This window comes from Xiashengella succiniciproducens (genome assembly GCF_023674465.1).
GTDB lineage: Bacteria > Bacteroidota > Bacteroidia > Bacteroidales > Marinilabiliaceae > Geofilum > Geofilum succiniciproducens.
Window position 1 is genome coordinate 2,756,547 of sequence record NZ_CP098400.1, and the last position, 20,022, is coordinate 2,776,568.

Below are 20,022 nucleotides of genomic sequence, written 5' to 3' on the forward strand. Positions count from 1 at the left end.
ATGCCATACAAAGAACCGATTGTAGAAAGACTATACTACTCCATCGGGGAAGTGGCCAACATGTTTAATGTCAACACTTCCCTTATCAGATATTGGGAGAAGGAGTTTGACATTATCAAGCCGCATAAGAACAAGAAAGGCAACAGGCTCTTTACACAACAGGACGTAGACAATTTTCACCTTATCTACCACCTTGTCAAAGAAAGGGGTATGACTTTGAAGGGCGCTAAGTTAAAGCTCAAAGAAAACCGTCATAGTACTGAGGAAAACTTTGAACTTATTAAACGTCTTAAAGAAATTAGGGAAACACTAATATCGATAAGGGACAACCTTTGATATAGCTCTCCCGGATCATTCTTTTCTTCAGCATTAACATTCTTCATTTGCATAAATGAGTGAGCTTATACGTCTTCGAGATATTGCCGGACTCATCGAAAGTGTGGCACCTGCCGCGCTTCAGGAGAGTTACGACAATAGTGGAGTTCAATTGGGCAACCCTGATGATCAGGTAAACGGTGCGCTTATCTGCATTGATGTAACTGAACAAGTTATTGATGAAGCAATCGAACTTGGAGTAAATCTGATAATATCACACCATCCCCTGATCTTTGCAGGAATTAAAAAGATTGGTGATGATGCCACAGGACATATTATCCGCAAGGCTATTAAACACGATATCGCGATTTATTCAGCCCATACAAATATAGACAGCATTACAGGTGGAGTCAGCAGCAGGTTGGCGGACAAGCTGGGCCTAAAGGAACAAAAGATACTGCAACCACGAAAGGACAAGCTTTGCAAGCTGGTAACCTTTGTCCCCCATGCTCAGGCTGAGGAAGTGAGGCAGGCATTGTTTGATGCAGGTGCAGGACACATAGGCAACTATGACAGTTGCAGCTACAACATCACAGGTCAGGGGAGCTTCCGTGGCGGAGATCACTCAAAGCCCTATGTAGGTGAAAAGGGAGTGCTGCACTTTGAACCGGAAACCAGGATAGAAACAATCTTCCCTAATTATCTTGAAGGCCGGGTCATCAATGCACTTCTAGAAGCCCATCCTTATGAAGAAGTGGCATACGATATATATCCACTCAAGAATAGCTGGGACAGGGTCGGTTTTGGAGTCGTTGGGGTATTACCAGAAGCAATGCTGACAGAGGAGTTCCTTCTTTATCTTAAAGAAGTTTGCAAGGCCGGAGTCATCAGGCACACAGCAATAACCACCAAGGAAATCCGCAAAGTAGCACTTTGCGGAGGCAGTGGCAGTTTTCTTCTTAAAGATGCGATCAGGGCCGGGGCCGATATTTTTATATCAGGTGACTTTAAATATCATCAGTTTTTTGAGGCTGAGAATAAGATCATAATAGCCGATATAGGTCATTATGAAAGTGAGCAATTTACTAAAGAAGTTTTTTGTGAGATACTTACAAAAAAATTTCATAATTTTGCACTCCATTTATCACAGGTAAACAGCAATCCTATTAAATACTTATAGCATAATGGCAAAGATGGATTCAAAAACCACAGCTACCGAGGTCAGCGTTGAGGACAAGCTCAAAGCCCTTTTCGACCTGCAAAAAGTAGCCAGCGAGATAGACAAGATAAAAACCCTGAGAGGCGAATTGCCTTTGGAGGTTCAGGATCTGGAAGATGAGATTGCCGGATTGGAGACTCGTATGACCAATCTGCAAACCGACATAAAGAAATTGAACGACGACATTCTTGCCAAGAAAAATGAAATCAAGGATGCCGAATTATTGATCAAGAAATATGAAGCTCAGCAATCCAATGTTCGCAACAACCGTGAATACGATTCACTAACCAAAGAAATCGAGTTTCAAACTCTTGAGATTGAGCTTTGCGAAAAGCGTATCAAGGAGTTTACTGCCGAAATGAAGAGCAAGAATGAGTTGCTTGAGACTTCTGCAAAACTCGTAGAAGAGCGCACTGAAGACCTAAAGGCAAAGAAGGCTGAGCTTGAAGAAATCATTACTGAGACCAGGGCAGAAGAAGAACGTCTGATTGCCAAGTCAAAGGAGATCGAAACCCGTATCGAAGAGCGTCTTTTGACAGCATTCAAGCGTATCCGCAAGAATGCCCGCAACGGACTTGCTGTAGTTACTGTTGCCCGTGATGCTTGTGGAGGTTGCTTTAACAAGATTCCACCGCAACGTCAGCTGGACATCAAGCAGAGAAAGAAAGTTATCGTTTGCGAGTACTGCGGACGTATCCTGGTTGACAACGACCTCTAGGATGTTCTCTAAGGTATAGATATATTCTAAAAAAGAGCCGGACTTGCGTTCGGCTCTTTTTTTTACCATGATCCTCCGGCTCCACCGCCGCCAAAGCCTCCACCTCCAAATCCACCAAAACCACCACCGCCGAAGCCTCCTCCAAATCCTCCACCGAAGGAACCTCGGCCTGATGAAAAGTTCTCCCACGAACCTCCATGTCTTTGTGACATAGAGCCCATCATAGCCATAAGAGTCCAGATTGGAATATCATGCCCTATTGAAGAGCTTTGGATATTTTTGGCACGTGTAACAATAGAAATGATTATTATTATGAATATGATTATAAAAAATGCACCTATTGCAATAGCAACAGAACCTGTCTGTTCGATATATTCATCAGCTGTATATTCACCACGTGTAAGATCCATTATGACAGCAACAGCAGACAGTAACCCGGCATGATAGTCCCCGTTCTTGAACTGGGGAATCATTTCGTTATCAACTATCCTTCGTGCAATGGCATCAGGAACTGCACCTTCAAGACCGTATCCGGTAGCTATAAAAGCCTCTCCCCTTTCACCTACTGAGGGCGGTTTAACTGCAATTACGATACCGTTGTCATTGTCACTTTGTCCTACTCCCCATGAATGTCCAAGTTCGACTGCAAAGTCACCTATTGGATATCCATCAAGAGAACTTACTGTGACGATGACAACCTGAGTAGAAGTCTCCCTGGCAAATTTTGCCAGGGTTTCCTCAAGTTGTCTTTCAGCTGAAGCATCCAGAATATTTGCATAGTCATTCACCAGTCTTGGAGGCTCGGGTTTTGGTGGGATTACATTAGCACTAAGAGCCCCAAAGGTGCACACCGCAAATAATATAGAAAAAAGTATCCTCTTCATAGTCCAGCCATTATTTACCAAATGAAATCTCATCACTCAACTCATTGCGGTCATCACTCATATAGGGGAAATATGCCTTAAGCTGTTCTCCGGCCATTGAAATCCCTTTCACAATACCACCCGTAATATCACCCTGTTTGAAATACTCTATCATAGCCTGCTTGGCGCTCTCCCAGAAATCAGATGCTACAACAGCATTAATTCCGGCATCACCAAGTATTGAAAATACATGATCCTCAATGGCAAGGTAGAACAGAACTCCGTTCCTCTTCTCCGTTTTATGCATTCCCAATTTTTCAAACAGGTAGGCCGCCCTGTCCATAACATCTTCAGGACACCTCAACTCAATATGCACCCTGATCTCACCGGATGTATTAAGTTCAGCCTGTTTGACTGCTTCTACAATTTGAGTCTTATCCTTATCGGAGAAATACTGTTGAGCCATAACGCTAAAATTGTACTTCAGGAGCCTTTTCAGCACCAGACTGGGCTTCAAAATAGGGCTTACGTTCGAACTTAAAGAGAGAAGCCATTATAACCTGAGGGAACTTGGAGATGTAAGTGTTATACACCCGTGTAGCCTCATTAAACCTGTTGCGCTCCACTGCAATCCTGTTTTCAGTGCCTTCAAGCTGTGCCTGTAAATCCAGGAAGTTCTGATTAGCCTTAAGATCAGGGTACTGCTCAACAACAACCATCAGTCTTGACAATGCAGAAGACAGACCTTCCTGCGCTTCTTGAAACTGACGCAAGGTCTCATCATTAAGTTCGTCAACTGACAGGTTGATTCCGGTTGCCTTGCTCCTGGCTTCAACAACACCTTCGAGGGTTTCCTGTTCGTGAGCTGCATAACCCTTAACAGTGTTTACAAGATTGGGTATCAGGTCAGCCCTGCGTTGATACACATTTTCCACCTGCGCCCACTGAGCATCAACTCCCTCCCTGAGTTCAACCATTTTATTGTAACCACAACTGCTGAAAAAAGGGATGGCAAGTATTACCAACACTACAAAGCGAATTAGTCTCATAGTCTGTTTAGATTATTAGTTTTCGGATTTATTTATCAATACCAAATAAGCGCTTTACAACTCCCCCAAAGGACTTCTTACGGGCATCCTCATACTGCTTGAGATAGTCCACTTTTACATCAGGATTAATTGCCTGATAAATCTCACCCCAACCCGGAAAACCAAAGACTACCCTGTCGTCAATAAACAAATCGGCATGTATCTTTCTGCTCTGACCGGGTTCAAGTACTTCACCTGGATAACTGCAATTAACAGCATAGAATTCTATCCCGTTTTTGCGGCAATACTCAACTGCCTCATCAAGCAACTTTCCATCCCGGTATGTCCAAAGAATTAGCTGATGCCCATCATTCTGAAGGGCCTTAAGTGTTTCAAATGCAAAAAAACGAGGCTTCCCTATTTCGGGATAGCGATGCTCGACAATAGTACCGTCAAAATCAACTGCAATAACCATATATAAAATCTTATTACTCGGTGTCTTCAGATTCTGTCTCCTCTTCAACAGGAGGCAGCAATAAATCCTCTATCTTTTCCCCCGAAGGGATATTAAGCAAATAAGCCACCAGGGCCAGCAATAAGATATACAAAAATGCTGAATGCTTAGTCAAAATATATGCGATAACTGCAATAACGGAAACCAAAACCAGTAGCATCAATTTCTGCCTGAATCCTTTCATATAAAGCAAGAAACGCTCATCCGGGTTTTTTACGTCGTTCATCTGCGCAAGCTTTTTATTGTGAAGGTAGAAAGCAAGGGGAACCAGCCCAAGTGCAAGTAGTACAACTATGGACTTGGTGTTTTCAACCTGGACAATGGAAAACTTAAGTAATGGTGCTGTAAGGGGAGCTACTACCAGCCCTACTAGCCCAAATAGCAATATGGACAGAAGTCCCAGCGCAAAAAACTGCTTTAATGACTTAATATTTTTCATCATAGGGTATTCTCAAATGGCAAACGGTTAACAAGTGAACGACCAAGGGTGACCTCGTCGGCATAAGCAAGCTCATCACCTATGGCAACACCTCTGGCAATCGTCGTTATTTTAACGGAACAATCCGAAATTTTTCGATAAATATAAAAATTGGTAGTATCCCCCTCCATTGTAGCACTTAGGGCAAAAACAACCTCTTTTACGCCTCCTGTCCTTACCTTGTCTATAAGGGGGTCGATATTCAGATCATCAGGCCCTATCCCGTCCATTGGTGATATTACACCTCCCAGAACATGATAGACTCCACCATATTGCTGGGTATTCTCAATTGCCATTACATCCCTCACGCTTTCGACAACACAAACTAGACTGTGGTCGCGCCTTGGATTGCTACAGATGCTACAGACATCAGCATCCGAGATATTATAGCACTCCTTGCAATACCTGATCTCTTCACGCAGGAGCCTTATTGATTCGGCAAACTTGTTGACATCCTCCTTCTTCTCCTTCAGCAAAAACAAGGCAAGTCGCATTGCAGTCTTGGGACCGATACCGGGCAACCTCGACAGTTCATTAACTGCGTTCTCCAGTAAAAGCGACGGATACTGCGAATTGTTCATACACTCTTTATTTCAGTGACAACAAAGGTAATAAAAATACATGCCCTGTAAAGAAAAACTCCGACGCCCATTGATAACTCATGCGACGTACATTGTATACCTCAACAAATCATGATATATCTGAATGCCCCAGGCCTCAATATCTCAACCTAGTCCTATTAATTTCGAATACTACCTAATTGAAAAAAAATCCTTTCTTTGCATGAAATAATACATTTCCAAATGAATTATATGACAGTTGCGGCAATCATCGTCGCCTATTTCCTGGTCCTGTTCATAATAGCATACATTACCGGCCGCAAGGCCGATAATGCCTCTTTCTTTCTTGGAAACAGACGTTCTCCATGGTACATTGTGTCGATTGGTATGGTTGGCTCTTCAATTTCCGGGGTGACCTTTATATCAGTACCGGGATGGGTGGCAGATAGCAGCCTTACTTATCTCCAAATGGTTGCCGGTTTTGTATCAGGATATTTTGTCATTGCATTAATATTGCTGCCCCTGTATTACAGGCTCAAATTAACCTCGATATACAGCTATCTCAACGATCGTTTTGGTCATAACAGTTATAAATCAGGGTCGCTGCTCTTTATAGTATCAAAAACTGTCGGTGCATCTGCCAGATTATACCTTATGGCAAGCGTACTGCAACTGGCCCTCTTTGATGCCTTAAATGTACCTTTCTGGCTTACCGTTGTGTTTGCTATTGGTATGATTTGGATTTACACCTTTCGCGGTGGGATTAAAACCGTCATCTGGACAGATATGCTCCAGACACTTGCTATGCTCGGGGCAGTAGCCATCACAATAATTTATATTGGTAGTGAACTGTATCCCAACTTCTCATCAATGGTCAAGGGCATTGCCTCAAGCGATATGTCCGGTATTTTTGTGTGGGATCCAGGTTCACCCAGACATTTTTTGAAGCAGTTCCTCTCCGGAGCTTTTATCACAATTGTAATGACCGGACTCGATCAGGATATGATGCAAAAGAATCTCACCTGCAAAAGCCTGAAAGAAGCCCAAAAGAATATGTACTGGTACGGCTCTGCCTTCCTGCCTGTCAACCTACTGTTCCTTAGCCTGGGAATATTACTTTATATCTATGTCAATAATTTGGGTATAGCCACACCGGAGAGAGCCGATGACTTATATCCTATGCTTGCCCTGGGCAATTACTTCCCTCCTGTCGTTGGAGTCCTGTTTATTATCGGACTTGTAGCTGCGGCATATTCGAGTGGTGACTCGGCTTTAACATCACTTACTACAGCATTTTCAATAGATATCCTGGGGATAGACAAGATGCCTGCCAAAAAGGCCAAAAGACTAAGAATGCTGACCCATATTGGGTTCTCCATTTCTACCATACTTGTAATACTGGGTTTCCGTGCCCTGCAGCAGGATAGTATCATCGATACAATTTATGTACTTGCTGGCTATACCTATGGTCCTCTGCTGGGACTCTACTCTTTCGGTCTGTTTACCAAATACAGGATACGTGACAAGCTTGTAGTGATAGCTGCCATACTGCCTCCGGTATTAACTGGAATTCTCGACTTCAACTCGATGAACTGGTTTGGCTTTGCGTTTGGTTATGAGAAGCTTATGATTAATGGAGCTCTGACCTTTCTAATTCTATGGCTAATCAGAACAAAGGAAAAGGCCAGTTAATTGAAGTACTAAACCTGCTCAGCAATCCAAAGCATATCCAAATAAAAGGTATTGATTTCCCGACTCAATCATTACTCTGAACTTAGGCTTAGTCTACACAGTAATTAAATTTCGGATTCTTGTGTCTTATTTTATATTGCAGTATATTTGCATTGTGACTTTTAAGTCACAATAATTAAAACTACGCACAATGACACAATTTCTTATTGTACTTGGGATGGCAGTGATATTTGTGGGGCTTGCATTTGCAGGATTAGCCATAAAAGCAGCCATAAAGAAAGGTTCACAGCTTACAACCTGTTCCGGAGGCTCAACCGACGGTATTTGCGGCTGTGGAAGCAATGCTTCTTCATGCTCTACAGCAACTGAATAAATCAAACAGAAATAAAATAAGGCTGTCTTGGGTCTTCCCTGACCAGCCCTATTCTTTCATTCTATGACCAGGGACTTAAACCCTTCAGTCATATACAATCCATATTCATCTTCATCAGAATGGAAGATAAAACAGGCTTCCACTCCCTTAATACCTTCAACAAACTCACGAGCTCTGTTAAGACCCATGACCATGCAAGCAGTAGCATAGGCATCTGCCGTCATACAATCCTGAGCAATTATTGATACACTAAGTAAAGAATGATCAACCGGGAAGCCGGTTTTTGGATCTATAATATGCGCAAATTTCTTCCCGTCCTGAATATAGAAGTTACGGTAATTACCACTTGTTGCAATTGCCAAACCTGAGAATGAGATCACCATCTGCAAATCCCTTGACTCAGTAGGAAGACCATCAATTGGTTTGTCTATACCTACACGCCAAGGCTCAGAGCGACGATTTACCCCCATTGATCTCATCTCGCCACCTATCTCTACAAGGTAGTTTTCAACACCCTTCGACTCAAAGAACTCTGCAACAACATCCACAGCATAGCCTTTTGCAATGGCGCTGGCATCAAGCATTATCTCAGGTCTTTCCTTTACGATCACACCATCCTGCAATCTCAACTTGTCCATTCCCACAAGCAGCATAAGACTGTCTATAAGTTGGGCACTTACACTGTCCTTGTTACTGAAACCAAAGCCCCATGCATTAACAAGAGGAGCAACTGTCATATCAAAAGCACCATCAGTCTGCCTGTAAATCCTTATTCCCGTATTGAATACCTTCAGGAAGAAACTATCGGGTACAACCCCAGTATCATTTCGGTTAATTCGGCTAATAACCGAACCAGTGTCAAAGGTTGACAAGGAACTGTTAAAGGAAGCCAATAGCTCACGGACTTCCTGATGATAATCAATCGGGCTTTGGTATATAAGGCTATAGGTAGTACCAAAGACAGATCCCAGATTATCCCTATAAACAGTTTTGGGTGCACAAGCACCCAAAACCGAAATCACTAGTATTGTAAATCCGAAGAGTAATCTTCTCATCGTCTTCAATAATCTTTAAGAACCAAAATCGTCATATGCAATCATTTCCTTGGATACACCAAGATCATAAAGCATCTTGTTGACAGCTTCGTTCATCATTGGTGGTCCGCAGAGATAGTATTCGATTTCTTCAGGTTCAGGATGCTTAGACAGATAATTATCATAGATAACCTTATGGATAAATCCGACAGGACCTGTCCAGTTGTCTTCGGGCTGTGGTTCAGAAAGTCCGATAGTAAACTTAAAGTTGGGGAATTCCCTTTCGATAGCCCTGAAATCCTCTTCGTAGAATATTTCCTTTACTGAACGTGCACCATACCAGAAAGTAACCTTACGACCAGTCTTAAGAGTATGGAACAGGTGGAACAGGTGAGAACGCATAGGAGCCATACCTGCACCACCACCGATAAACATCATTTCGCGATCAGTTTCCTTGAGGAAGAATTCACCGTAAGGACCTGAGATAGTCACCTTGTCACCCGGTTTGCGTGAGAAAATATATGATGAACATATACCGGGGTTAACCTTCATAAAGCCACCATTTACCCTGTCAAACGGAGGAGTAGCTATACGAATGTTTAGCATAATGATATTGCCTTCTGCAGGGTGGTTAGCCATAGAGTAGGCACGATAGGTTGCCTCAGGATTCTTCATCTTAAGATCAAACATCTTGAACTTTTCCCAATCGGGTCTAAACTTTTCGTCGATATCCATGTCCTTGAAATCAACTTCAATCTTGGGTACATCGATCTGGATATAACCTCCTGACTTGAAGTCAAGTTTTTCACCTTCTGGCAACTTAACAACAAACTCTTTGATATAGGTAGCAACATTTCTGTTTGACACCACAGTACATTCCCATTTCTTGATTCCCAGGACTTCGTGAGGGACCTCCATATTGATATTATCCCTTACCTTAACCTGACAGGCAAGCCTCCAGTTCTCAGCCTGTTCCTTACGTGTAAAGAAACCAGTCTCGGTTGGGAGTATTGAGCCTGCACCTTCAGGAACACGGCAGCGACACATCGAACATGTACCACCTCCACCACATGCTGAAGGAAGGAAGATCTTATTGTTACCAAGTGCAGAAAGAAGACTTTGACCGGGATCCACTTCTAGAATTTTCTCCCCGTCATTAATGTTGATTTTCACTTTACCCTGTGGGGTAAGTTTGGCCTTTATATACAAAAGTAGCACCACAAGCAGTATTATTACTGCAAAGAAGGCAATTACAGAGGCAATTATCACCGAAGTCTGTATTGCTAATAAAAATAGATCCATTATCGTTCTGTTTATCTGATTCTGACTACAACTGAATACCCATAAAGCTCATAAATGAGATAGCCATCAAACCGGTAACAATAAATGTAATACCGAGACCTCTCAGAGGAGCAGGAACATTGGAATACTGTAGTTTTTCACGTATCGCAGCAATACCTACTATAGCCAGCAACCAACCAATGCCTGAACCTAGACCAAAAACGGTAGCTTCGCCAATTGTAGCATAAGCTCTTTCCTGCATAAACAAGGATCCACCCATAATCGCACAGTTTACTGCAATCAAAGGAAGGAAGATACCAAGAGAGTTGTATAATGCCGGAGCAAACTTTTCAACAACCATTTCAGTAATCTGAACCATTGCAGCAATAACCGCAATAAACATTATGAAACTAAGGAAGCTGAGGTCGATATCAGCAAATCCTTCACCCAGCCAGGATAATGATCCGGCCGACAATACATAGTTCTGCAGCAGCCAGTTAATGGGTACTGTAACTGTAAGTACGAATACCACAGCTATACCCAGGCCCAACGAAGTCTTGACTGTCTTTGATACCGCCAGATATGAACACATACCAAGGAAGTATGCAAATATCATATTGTCGATAAAGATAGACTTGACGAATATATTCAGTAAATTTTCCATCACATTAAGCTTTTAATACTGTCAATCTATGACTCGATTAGTTCCTTATTGCGGGCTCTCTGTACCCAAATGATCAGTCCAACAACTATAAGTGCCATTGGAGGCAGGATCATCAACCCGTTATTTACATATCCCAATTCGTAGAAAGCTTGTGGAATAATCCTTTTAGCTCCAAAGACAGGTAGTGTTAAAATACCTGTACCAAGGATCTCACGTACAAATGCAACGATAATAAGGATAATACCATAGCCGGCACCATTACCAATTCCGTCAAGGAAGGAGGGCCAAGGTTTGTTGCCCATTGCAAAGGCTTCCAAACGACCCATCACAATACAGTTGGTAATAATTAGTCCGACGAAAACCGAAAGCTGTTTACTTACTTCATAGGCAAATGCTTTCAGAATCTGGTCAACAATAATAACCAGTGCTGCAACTACAACCAGCTGAACAATGATCCTTATTCGTGAAGGGATACTATTACGTATAAGAGAAATAACAAGGTTAGAAAATCCAACAACGAAAATTACTGATACCGCCATTACTATAGCAGGTTCAAGTTTAGCTGTTACGGCAAGTGCGGAGCAGATACCAAGCACCTGAACCGTAACTGGGTTTTGCAATCCCAAAGGTCCTGTAAGCAGCTTCAGGTTCTTTGAGGAAAATAAGGGCTCTTTTTCACTACTCATGGCTCTTCCTTTCAATATTTTTTAGAAAATTCTCATATCCTTTAAAGTAATCAGCCAGCATCTTTTCAAGACCTTTGCTGGTAATGGTTCCTCCGGAGATTCCGTCAACCTCATGTGTATTTGCTGGATCTGCAGAACCTTTAACAACAGATATTCCCTCTAGTACACCATTCTCAAATATCTGCTTACCGGGAAACTGAGACTGAAATTTTTCACTTTCAATTTCAGCACCCAAACCGGGAGTTTCTCCCTTGTGGGAATACACAGCTCCGTACAGGGTATTGCCATCAGAATTGATAGAAACATAACCCCAGATTGGTCCCCACAGACCGGCACCTCTAACTTCAAGTATGTATTTTACGTCTCCATTGTCAAGGTGGGCTTCAAAAACAGGATATAGACGATCTTCAATAGGTTTGCGAATCTCCTCGGCCAAATTAACACCCAAGGCTTGACCGCTTACTTTCTCCCCCTTGAAATTTACAACGTAGTTATTCTCGCCAATAAGCTTATCAAACAGTTGCTCAGCATTGCTTGCATCTGATTCAATATTTATAGACTGAAGAATACTGGTTTTCTTTGCTACAAGCTCATTCCTGTCCTGAATAGGCTTCAGTCCGGTAGCTATAAAGGCAAGTAATGCCGCTACAACAATGACAAGTATGGAAGCGTAAATAATTATATAGCTATTTCCTTCTTTATTCATGGTCTTATTCTTTAAGTCTTATGCTTTTACTACTCCACGCTTCATTCTCCGCTTGATATTTGCTTCAACTACATAGTAGTCAATCAGCGGTGCAAATGTGTTCATCAACAATATCGCAAGCATCATACCCTCGGGATATGCAGGGTTGACAACACGGATAAGTATAGCAAGAACACCTATCAGGAAGCCGTAGATCCACTTACCTGTCTCTGTACGAGTTGCTGATACAGGATCTGTTGCCATAAACACAGCACCAAAAGCAAAACCGCCAAGGCAGAGATGCTGAATTGCCGGAATATGCATCAATTCATTTGCGCTTTGAGCACCAAGCTCATTTAAGGTAAGTCCCATAAGGAAACCACCGGCAACAACAGAAAGAATAATCTTCCAGCTGCCAACACCTGTGATAATCAGAATCAGCGCTCCTATCAGTATTGCAAGTGTTGAAGTTTCACCAATAGAACCAGGTATGGTTCCTATAAAGCTCTCAAGAAGAGAATAACCTACAGTACCTCCTGTTGCTGCGACACCAAGAGCAGTAGCTCCTGTTGTGGCATCAACGCCAGGCATTTCAGCAATGCCTGAGATCCATACCATACTTCCTGACATTTGTGCAGGATATGCAAAGAACAGGAAGGCACGTGCAAGCAGTGCAGGGTTCCAGATATTCATACCAGTTCCACCAAATACTTCCTTACCCAGAATAACTGCAAATGCAGTAGCAACTGAAACCATCCAAAGAGGAATCTCAACCGGCAGGATAAGTGGAATAAGAATACCTGATACAAGGAAGCCTTCATTAACCTCATGACCACGGATCTGTGCGGCAGCAAACTCAATTCCAAGACCTGTGGCATAGGAAACTACTACTATAGGTAATACTTTTATCAAACCGTGAATCACATTCTGCCAGAAGCTTGAATCCTCTCCAAGAATAGCAAAGTGCTGATATCCGGTATTCCAGATACCAAACAGGAAAGCAGGCAGTACAGCGAGTATTACTACACTCATAGTACGCTTAAGATCCATAGCATCACGCACATGAACCCCGCTCTTACTGGTGGTATTGGGTACAAATAAAAAGGTCTCAAACGCATCAAAAGTAGAATGAAGCCATGCAAAGCGGCCACCCTTCGAAAATTGAGGTTTGATATTATCCAAAAATTTTCTTAAACCCTTCATTGGTAATTATTTTGAAAATTAGTTGCCCAGTTCTTTTATCATAACTTCAATGCCTTCACGCAGGATTTTCTGAAGCTCCAGTTTTGAGACATCAACAAACTCACACAAGGCAATGTCTTCCTCAACTACCTCAAAGATACCCAGTTGCTCCATCTTGTCAACATTGTTGGCAAGAATGGCCTTAATCAGTTGCTCAGGAAGGATATCCATAGGCATTACTTTATCATAGGCCCCTGAAACCACTATTGCACGAAGTCCACCATTCAGGTTGGCATTCAACCTATACTGCTTCTTCTTGCACAACCAGCTAAAGAAGGTGCGTGAAACGCTGAACTTGCCAAAGCCCGGAGCAGCCCATCCCATAAATTCATAATCATCACCTTCAGGTATTACTGTAACCTGTGTGTTATAAAATGCAAGATAACCGTCAGCAGCTATATGGGTTCCAGTCAATACATTTCCTGAAATAATTCTCAGACTGCCTTCGTTGAGATTTCCCTTAAGGAGTTCGCCAACTGCAGCACCTAAACGATAACGGTAGTAAACCGGCTTTTTAACTTCTGACCCACACAAAGCTACTACTCTCGAGAAGTCATGCTTGCCATGCAGGAAGATACCTCCTATTGATACTATGTCCTGAGGATTGATAACCCAAACTTTTTCTCCCTTATTGATAGGGGATACGTGGTTAATCTGAACTCCTACATTTCCTGCTGGGTGTGGTCCGGCAAACCTGTGAATCTTAACTCCCTGAAGACTGTTGAACAACTTGGAAGCTGAATCTGCACTAATACCAATATGAACCTCAGGAGCAAGCTTCTTTAATGCCTCAATACCTGCCTTGAACGCATCTTCTTGTCCGGAAAGAACAAATTCCACATCTGGAGCCAGAGGTGCGGTATCAAATCCCGAAATAAATACAGCCTTAGGACTATCGGCAGGATTAGCTATAATGTCATAAGGACGCTGACGTAGATATGGCCATGCACCTGAATTCAGAAGAATTTCAATAATCGACTCCCGACTAAGAGAAGCAGGGTCACCTGCTTTGATTTCAAGGTATTCATCCTTGTGATCATTTTCGATCACAACCTCAAGAATCTTGCGGCGTTCACCCCTTATAATTGCTTTCAATGTTCCGCTAACAGGCGAAACAAACTTTACTTCAGGATGACTTTTGTCGAAAAAAAGCACAGTACCTATTTTGACCGGATCACCCTCCGCAACGACCATCTTTGGTGTAACACCATGAAAGTCAGTAGGCTTAATGGCAAACAGACCTGGCAACTGGGCCTGTCCGAAAACCTTTTCGGCCTTTCCCAATAGTGGTATGTTAAGCCCTTTCTTTATTTTTATCACCTCAGACATACTTGATTTTTGTTTATAATTTGCCCCAAAAATACATAAAGATTAGTAGTTTGCAATATTTATTTCGGGGATAAAACCATTCATTATGAGCACGAAAAATTCATACATCTTTGTCCTTAATAAAGCTAATTACCTAATTAAGAACAAATACGGATTTTTTTCTTTAAAATATTTAGTGACGCTCTGCTCGCTTTTTACAATATTTAACCAAATTGATGCTCAAAATAGTCTCAAGGATTATGTTTCTCCTGCCTTAAAAACGGTTCAGCTTCACCGTAACGATTGGCCTCTCTCCTATCCAATAATCCGTCTGGGGAGTGATCAAACGCTTGTACTGTCATTTGATGAACCCGGAAGTCAAATCAAAGACTACTACTACACCATTGTGCACTGCGATGCACAATGGAATCCATCCCCATTGATGCCGACTGATTACATCCAGGGTGTTCCCGTTAACCCAATAACTGACTACTCATACTCTTTTAATACTACAATGGATTATGTACATTACCAACTGAGCTTCCCCAACCTTTCAATTAGACCTCTGATTTCCGGAAACTATGTCCTCGAAGTTTTTGAAGGTCCTACAGGTGGAAAGACAGTCCTCCGTAAACGATTCTATGTAAATGAACCTCTTGTAAAGATTGAATCCTATGTCCGCAACAGACAAAGTTCGGCAACCGAACCTGATTATCAGGAGATAAACTTTGAAATCATCCATAAGGGACTGTCGATAAACAATCCCGTGGAAGAAGTAACGGTAACAGTAATGCAGAATGGCCGCACTGACAATGTAATTAGTGGTCTTCGCCCCCGTTTCTTCGGGGGCGACAGGATGGACTTCAACTTTATACGGGAGACTGAGATGGAAGCCGGTAACGAATTTCGCTATCTGGATATTCGTTCTTTTCGCTTCTATACTGACAGGATTGAAGAAATAGTATTCGAAGACCCATTTTACCATGTAAGTGTGGTACCCGAACGTCCTCGATTCCCTTCAAGTTATCAGTATCGTCAGGATCTCAACGGACGTTACTATATCGAAGCAGATACAAGAGAGAATCCTGATACCGAAGGGGATTATGCTTTTGTACATTTCAGGCTATTTTGCGACATACCTTTTATATCAAAACGGATCTATATTAACGGAGCTTTGACAAACTGGCTTCTCGACAGTTCCTCTGAAATGGAATATGACCCAGTGATAAATGCATACCGAACTACCCTGATGCTTAAGCAAGGTTACTATAATTACCAGTATGTAATGGTTGAAAGAGGGGAAACCCAGGGGGAAGTTTTCCAGCTTGAAAACAGTTACTATGAGACAGAAAACGACTATCTAATACTTGTGTACTACAGGAAGCAGGGAGAAAGAACTCACAGACTTATTGGTGCCGAGGTGATAAATTCGGCAAGGAGCTTGCAAGGCTCAGGTAAATAATACTTACTTTTGCGTCAGGTAGGTAGTGAAGTCGTCAGCCTGCCGATACCTAAGAACTGTTACCATGAACTGGACAGACAAATTAAAGCTCGTAATCCCCCTGCTTCGCAACAAGTTTGTGCTAACAGGGCTTATATTTATTGTCTGGATGTTGTTCTTTGACCAGAACAACCTGATCGACAGGTTTTCTCTTGCGGCTAGAATCAAGGATTTGGAGAAGCAGAAAGAACATTACCAGCAGCAGATTCTCGAAAACCGGACTAAGATGGAGGAGTTACGTAGCAATCATGAAAACCTTGAGAAATTTGCCCGTGAGGAATACCTGATGAAAAAAGACGACGAAGAATTATTTATTATTATTGAAGACTAGAATCCCTGATGAAAACTGACAGGTTGTTTTCTATTCTATATACTGCCGGAATGGTTCTCGTATTGGCCGGTGTAATAATACATCTTTCCGATATATCCTACGCATATCTGTTAGTGGCAATAGGTCTTCTGCCTGTAATAGGAATCAGGATTTACAATCTATCAAAGAGTAGTTCTGCCGACCATCGTAAGCATATGATACACGTTATGAGTTCGCTTGCCCTCGCTGCTGCATGTGTATCAATCTATTACGACACAACACACTGGGTAGTATTCATATTAATCTTCGTGGTGCTTGACCTTTACATCAGCTTCAGAGGACTCAAGGGATAAAAAGTGGATTAGCCTTCTCATACTGTCTGTAACAGTCCAACAGTTCTTCCTCAGTCAATAAATCTTCAGCCGGCAATCCCATCCTGAGAGCCAGTTCAGCAGCCGCATCAAACACCGGAGACTTCTCAAAGAAATATTTATGTACATAGTTGAGGTACTTGACCACCCTAAAAGCGTTAAACACCTCAAAAAATCTCTTTGCAAATACAGCCTCGGAAGAGCAGCCAGCTTTTAACACATCGATATCATCAAAAAAGCCACTATTTAGCAAATAGCTTCTTACAGGACCCTCAAGCTTATAAGTCCATGATTCATACTGGTCAGAACTAAGACCATAAAGTTCATCTTTAATATCAAACAAACCTTTTAAATGCTCATATGCCCTCAGGTTATGACTCAGTCCAGCATTGCCCCTGCCCTCGACATGTGCAGTTACTGATGCACCAGTACCGAAAATAACCCTGTCTGATACCCGTGGAGACGGCCTGACCACAGTGCTGTTTATCTCCCCAAAATTGCCAAGTGGAATTAGCTTCTGAAGAAAATAGAAATCCTCCCCTGCCTGCTTGCATGGTACACCCCCTGCTCTAGCATAGGCAACTGCTCTAGTAGCTATTGCAGACCCAAGCGAATGAAAGGGATAAATAAAACCTGTCCATCTATGTGCTTGCCTCATATAACGCAGATGCAATTCATAGCAACAGATTGCCTCATATACCTCATCAGAAAACTCATCTCCGTGCAAAGGATGCTCAAAGTAAATATTGGCGGCAGACCTTTCTTCAACAGAAAACCACTCCTCTAAAGCTCTGAAATAGTTTGCCTCTACAATAGAATCAGCATCAAGAGTTACTATTGTACCAAAGGGGCGATTCTCCCTCAGATAAAATTCGGCAGCCGCATCCATACCAATCTTCCGCGCAGCACCAGCACCAAAGATCTTTTTTGGAAGCCCCCAGGCTTCCAAAACATCAAACTCCATCCAGTCAGGAGCATTAGTTATGGCATTTTTCACCATAGTCCGCTGTCCTTCCACATCAACATCAAGATCCTTGTATCCGGAATTTAACACCACTACAATCCTGACCTTTCCTGCAACCGGAGGTTCACATCCCATTAGATTCCTGATAGTCCGAGGCAAAAACGCCTCTTCCTTATAAGCAGGAATGACAACTATAATAGCTATATCAGTACCCTGCTTCAGACTACCATATTTCAATGGATGTCTTGAAAGGTACTTTCCAAGTATCTTACAGGCTTTATCGTGTGAAATCATCTGAGGCAGTGTAAAGACTTAAAAATAGAGGCCGTCCTGTAAATAAGACGGCCTCTGGGAAAATTACGTTATATAAGGGCATCTATGCATCCATAGCCGAGGCCCTATATTGATAAGTTTACTTTTTAGCAGCAGCGTATCTTTCATTAAGCTTTGCAACAACATCATCAGTAACATCAAATACTGAATCAGCATATAGCAGGTTGTCACCCATGGTATTGCTCAATACCATACTGTAAGATTTTTCCTTGCAATAATCCTTAAGGAAATTTGTTATAGTATCGCGGAGCTGTTGATTCATTGTATTTTGAGCTTCCATCAGATCATTTGTAAGCCTGGTGTTTAGAGCCTGAAGTTCTTGTTCCTTCTGACGCAGGCGACGCTCTTCACTTTGTGCTCTGTCAAGTGAAAGAAAGCCATTGTTTTGTAGCTTCCTTTGAAACTCCATCATATCTTGTTCAAAAACCCTGACACGCTCATTAAAATCAGTGCGAGAAGATTCTTCTTTCCTGATAAGCTCTTCGCTCAGTTCACGAGCCAAATCATACTTTATTATAAGTGAGTCAGTATTGACAAAAACAATTCCCATTTCAGCAGCAGCAGATCCATTGACATTATCTGAGCCTTGCTGGGAACCTTTTCTATCAGATAATACAATAACAAAAAGAGCAATGACAGCTACAGCCAGAATCACATTGATTATTAATGATGTGTTTTTCATCGTTTCTATATTTGTTTATTAAGTGGGCCGCAATTATTGAATCACAAATATAAACTTATAACAAACATATAAAAACGATTTACATTTAATTTTTCGAACACCCGACCAAAGTTAAAACAAGGTACGTCTGGGCTGTACTTTGTTGGATCTGGACTCACCAAGACCATAGCCTGGTTCGCTACAAGGTATCGGACCACGTGGTATGCTAACTGATGGATTTCTTTTAAATCTGTAGATAAGTGAGAACTCATTACTCCCCCCACTATATCCGGCAAGGCCAGAAATACTAAGATCATAGCTGTATGCCAGATAAAGAGGGCCAAGGTTAATACCCAGACTAAATATTATAGCATCGTTATTTATAAGTTCTTCACTGCTGACTCCGGGTATGCCCCTGTACCAGATACCTGCTTCAATTGGATTGGCATACCAATAAACACCAAGGTCCAACTGTTGAAAGCTCATCTGTTTACGATACATAAATGCAAGAGTAGCACTTTGTTCGTCACGAAAACGGCTCTGCTCCTGGTAAACCCATTTACCCCCACCATAGACAACAGTCTTCATAGGAAGATCTGTCTCAACATCGGTGAAACCAATATCATTCTTTACAAGATGGTCAAGTGTAAAGCCAACCCAGAAAAAATTTGAATATACCATAGCGGATGCAGCTGCATCAAGCTTCTTGTATTGTTCAACAGGAAATTCAGCATTAATCCATGGAAAGGTCTCCCCTCCGGGGCCTACCTGTGTCAGCTTTGATGGGTCTATTTTTCGTTCAGCATACCTAAACTCCAGACCCGGTCTTACAAACAAATTTTCAGTTACTGCTAGTTCATAAGCATAGACCAGCCCAAGGTTCTGAGTAAGAAGCTGACCTCCTCCCTGGTCATCCCTTACAAACAGCAAACCAACCCCACTATTAAAATTGCTCAGGTATTCGTCATACGATGCTGCAATTGTCCTGAATGTACTTCCAAGTCCGGGCCACTGATCCCTGTAATTCAAAGTAAGCCTTCCGCCACTTGTAAAACCGGCAAACGAAGGACTAAGGTAAAGGGGCGCCGAATACACCTGCGAAAAGGACACGTCCTGCCCCATTACCGGACTTATATTCATACAAAGTTGCATCACCACAGCCGCAGCCAAAATGAATACACTTGCTCTATGTTTGATACTAAGCATCATTATCTTACTAGCA

General features: G+C 42.2%; 24 protein-coding genes. 8 read left to right on the forward strand and 16 right to left on the reverse strand.

Translation table 11 applies throughout. The features are described 5' to 3' along the window. The 3 genes from M9189_RS11450 to M9189_RS11460 are packed head-to-tail and all read left to right on the forward strand — an operon-like array spanning position 1 to position 2,252. Positions 1-336: a MerR family transcriptional regulator gene (locus tag M9189_RS11450; protein ID WP_250723372.1), complete on the forward strand. Its 336-nt coding sequence runs from the start codon at positions 1-3 to the stop codon at positions 334-336. 55 nt (positions 337-391) lie between these two features. Beyond that, positions 392-1,495, forward strand: a complete 1,104-nt coding sequence (locus M9189_RS11455; protein WP_250723379.1) for a Nif3-like dinuclear metal center hexameric protein — start codon at positions 392-394, stop codon at positions 1,493-1,495. Between the two features lie 4 nt (positions 1,496-1,499). Next, the gene (locus M9189_RS11460) at positions 1,500-2,252 is read left to right on the forward strand and encodes a zinc ribbon domain-containing protein (protein ID WP_250723381.1); all 753 of its coding nucleotides are present in this window, start codon (positions 1,500-1,502) and stop codon (positions 2,250-2,252) included. A gap of 62 nt (positions 2,253-2,314) precedes the next feature. Here the strand turns inward: M9189_RS11460 and M9189_RS11465 are convergent, their stop codons facing one another. Genes M9189_RS11465 through recR form a run of 6 tightly spaced genes read right to left on the reverse strand, consistent with a single transcriptional unit; the run spans position 2,315 to position 5,716 of the window. After that, positions 2,315-3,136 carry a TPM domain-containing protein gene (locus M9189_RS11465; protein ID WP_250723382.1) on the reverse strand — a complete coding sequence of 274 codons (822 nt, stop codon included), beginning with the start codon at positions 3,134-3,136 and terminating at the stop codon, positions 2,315-2,317. 10 nt (positions 3,137-3,146) lie between these two features. Beyond that, positions 3,147-3,581: a TPM domain-containing protein gene (locus M9189_RS11470; RefSeq protein ID WP_250723384.1), complete on the reverse strand. Its 435-nt coding sequence runs from the start codon at positions 3,579-3,581 to the stop codon at positions 3,147-3,149. Between the two features lie 4 nt (positions 3,582-3,585). Then, on the reverse strand, positions 3,586-4,164 hold the full coding sequence (locus M9189_RS11475; protein ID WP_250723386.1) for a LemA family protein: 579 nt from the start codon (positions 4,162-4,164) through the stop codon (positions 3,586-3,588). Positions 4,165-4,192: 28 nt separating this feature from the next. Then, a complete protein-coding gene (locus M9189_RS11480) occupies positions 4,193-4,618 on the reverse strand; it encodes a BT0820 family HAD-type phosphatase (protein ID WP_250723388.1) in 426 nt (141 codons plus the stop codon). A gap of 13 nt (positions 4,619-4,631) precedes the next feature. Then, complete coding sequence (locus tag M9189_RS11485; protein WP_250723390.1) at positions 4,632-5,099, reverse strand: hypothetical protein; 468 nt, start codon at positions 5,097-5,099, stop codon at positions 4,632-4,634. Beyond that, complete coding sequence (gene recR, locus M9189_RS11490) at positions 5,096-5,716, reverse strand: recombination mediator RecR (protein ID WP_250723391.1); 621 nt, start codon at positions 5,714-5,716, stop codon at positions 5,096-5,098. Before recR ends, M9189_RS11485 begins: the two co-directional genes overlap by 4 nt. Before the next feature lie 222 nt (positions 5,717-5,938). On the opposite strand from recR, the gene M9189_RS11495 reads away from it, so the two are divergent. Then, positions 5,939-7,387 carry a sodium:solute symporter gene (locus M9189_RS11495; protein ID WP_250723393.1) on the forward strand — a complete coding sequence of 483 codons (1,449 nt, stop codon included), beginning with the start codon at positions 5,939-5,941 and terminating at the stop codon, positions 7,385-7,387. A 190-nt stretch (positions 7,388-7,577) separates the two neighbouring features. Beyond that, positions 7,578-7,760 (forward strand): hypothetical protein, encoded by a 183-nt coding sequence (locus M9189_RS11500; RefSeq protein WP_250723395.1) that lies wholly within the window; start codon positions 7,578-7,580, stop codon positions 7,758-7,760. A 56-nt stretch (positions 7,761-7,816) separates the two neighbouring features. On the opposite strand, the gene M9189_RS11505 is transcribed toward M9189_RS11500, so the two are convergent. From M9189_RS11505 to M9189_RS11535, 7 genes are read right to left on the reverse strand one after another with little or no spacing between them, the layout of a single operon-like run. Then, complete coding sequence (locus M9189_RS11505; RefSeq protein WP_250723397.1) at positions 7,817-8,815, reverse strand: FAD:protein FMN transferase; 999 nt, start codon at positions 8,813-8,815, stop codon at positions 7,817-7,819. Between the two features lie 15 nt (positions 8,816-8,830). Continuing rightward, a complete protein-coding gene (gene nqrF, locus M9189_RS11510; RefSeq protein ID WP_250723399.1) occupies positions 8,831-10,096 on the reverse strand; it encodes an NADH:ubiquinone reductase (Na(+)-transporting) subunit F in 1,266 nt (421 codons plus the stop codon). Positions 10,097-10,121: 25 nt separating this feature from the next. Beyond that, entirely contained in the window at positions 10,122-10,739 is a 618-nt protein-coding gene (nqrE, locus tag M9189_RS11515) for an NADH:ubiquinone reductase (Na(+)-transporting) subunit E (RefSeq protein WP_250723401.1), read from the reverse strand. Positions 10,740-10,765: 26 nt separating this feature from the next. Beyond that, positions 10,766-11,425: an NADH:ubiquinone reductase (Na(+)-transporting) subunit D gene (locus M9189_RS11520; protein ID WP_250723402.1), complete on the reverse strand. Its 660-nt coding sequence runs from the start codon at positions 11,423-11,425 to the stop codon at positions 10,766-10,768. Then, complete coding sequence (nqrC, locus tag M9189_RS11525; protein ID WP_250723403.1) at positions 11,418-12,131, reverse strand: NADH:ubiquinone reductase (Na(+)-transporting) subunit C; 714 nt, start codon at positions 12,129-12,131, stop codon at positions 11,418-11,420. The genes M9189_RS11520 and nqrC overlap by 8 nt, the downstream gene beginning before the upstream one ends. Positions 12,132-12,149: 18 nt before the next feature. Next, on the reverse strand, positions 12,150-13,313 hold the full coding sequence (locus tag M9189_RS11530; RefSeq protein WP_250723405.1) for an NADH:ubiquinone reductase (Na(+)-transporting) subunit B: 1,164 nt from the start codon (positions 13,311-13,313) through the stop codon (positions 12,150-12,152). Positions 13,314-13,331: 18 nt separating this feature from the next. Next, positions 13,332-14,681, reverse strand: coding sequence for a Na(+)-translocating NADH-quinone reductase subunit A (locus tag M9189_RS11535; protein WP_250723407.1), 1,350 nt, complete (start codon positions 14,679-14,681; stop codon positions 13,332-13,334). A gap of 85 nt (positions 14,682-14,766) precedes the next feature. On the opposite strand from M9189_RS11535, the gene M9189_RS11540 reads away from it, so the two are divergent. From M9189_RS11540 to M9189_RS11550, 3 genes are all read left to right on the forward strand, one after another. Next, the gene (locus M9189_RS11540; protein WP_250723409.1) at positions 14,767-16,122 is read left to right on the forward strand and encodes a type IX secretion system plug protein; all 1,356 of its coding nucleotides are present in this window, start codon (positions 14,767-14,769) and stop codon (positions 16,120-16,122) included. A 64-nt stretch (positions 16,123-16,186) separates the two neighbouring features. After that, a complete protein-coding gene (locus M9189_RS11545) occupies positions 16,187-16,492 on the forward strand; it encodes an FtsB family cell division protein (RefSeq protein ID WP_250723411.1) in 306 nt (101 codons plus the stop codon). 8 nt (positions 16,493-16,500) lie between these two features. Then, on the forward strand, positions 16,501-16,824 hold the full coding sequence (locus tag M9189_RS11550) for a hypothetical protein (RefSeq protein ID WP_250723413.1): 324 nt from the start codon (positions 16,501-16,503) through the stop codon (positions 16,822-16,824). Here M9189_RS11550 and M9189_RS11555 read toward each other — a convergent pair. The 3 genes from M9189_RS11555 to M9189_RS11565 form a co-directional block, all read right to left on the reverse strand. Beyond that, entirely contained in the window at positions 16,814-18,100 is a 1,287-nt protein-coding gene (locus tag M9189_RS11555; RefSeq protein WP_250723415.1) for a glycosyltransferase family 2 protein, read from the reverse strand. The two genes, M9189_RS11550 and M9189_RS11555, sit on opposite strands and share 11 nt — an antisense overlap. Before the next feature lie 118 nt (positions 18,101-18,218). Further along, the gene (locus tag M9189_RS11560; RefSeq protein ID WP_250723417.1) at positions 18,219-18,821 is read right to left on the reverse strand and encodes an OmpH/Skp family outer membrane protein; all 603 of its coding nucleotides are present in this window, start codon (positions 18,819-18,821) and stop codon (positions 18,219-18,221) included. Between the two features lie 111 nt (positions 18,822-18,932). Further along, complete coding sequence (locus M9189_RS11565) at positions 18,933-20,009, reverse strand: PorP/SprF family type IX secretion system membrane protein (RefSeq protein ID WP_336417730.1); 1,077 nt, start codon at positions 20,007-20,009, stop codon at positions 18,933-18,935. Between the last annotated feature and the right edge of the window lie 13 nt (positions 20,010-20,022).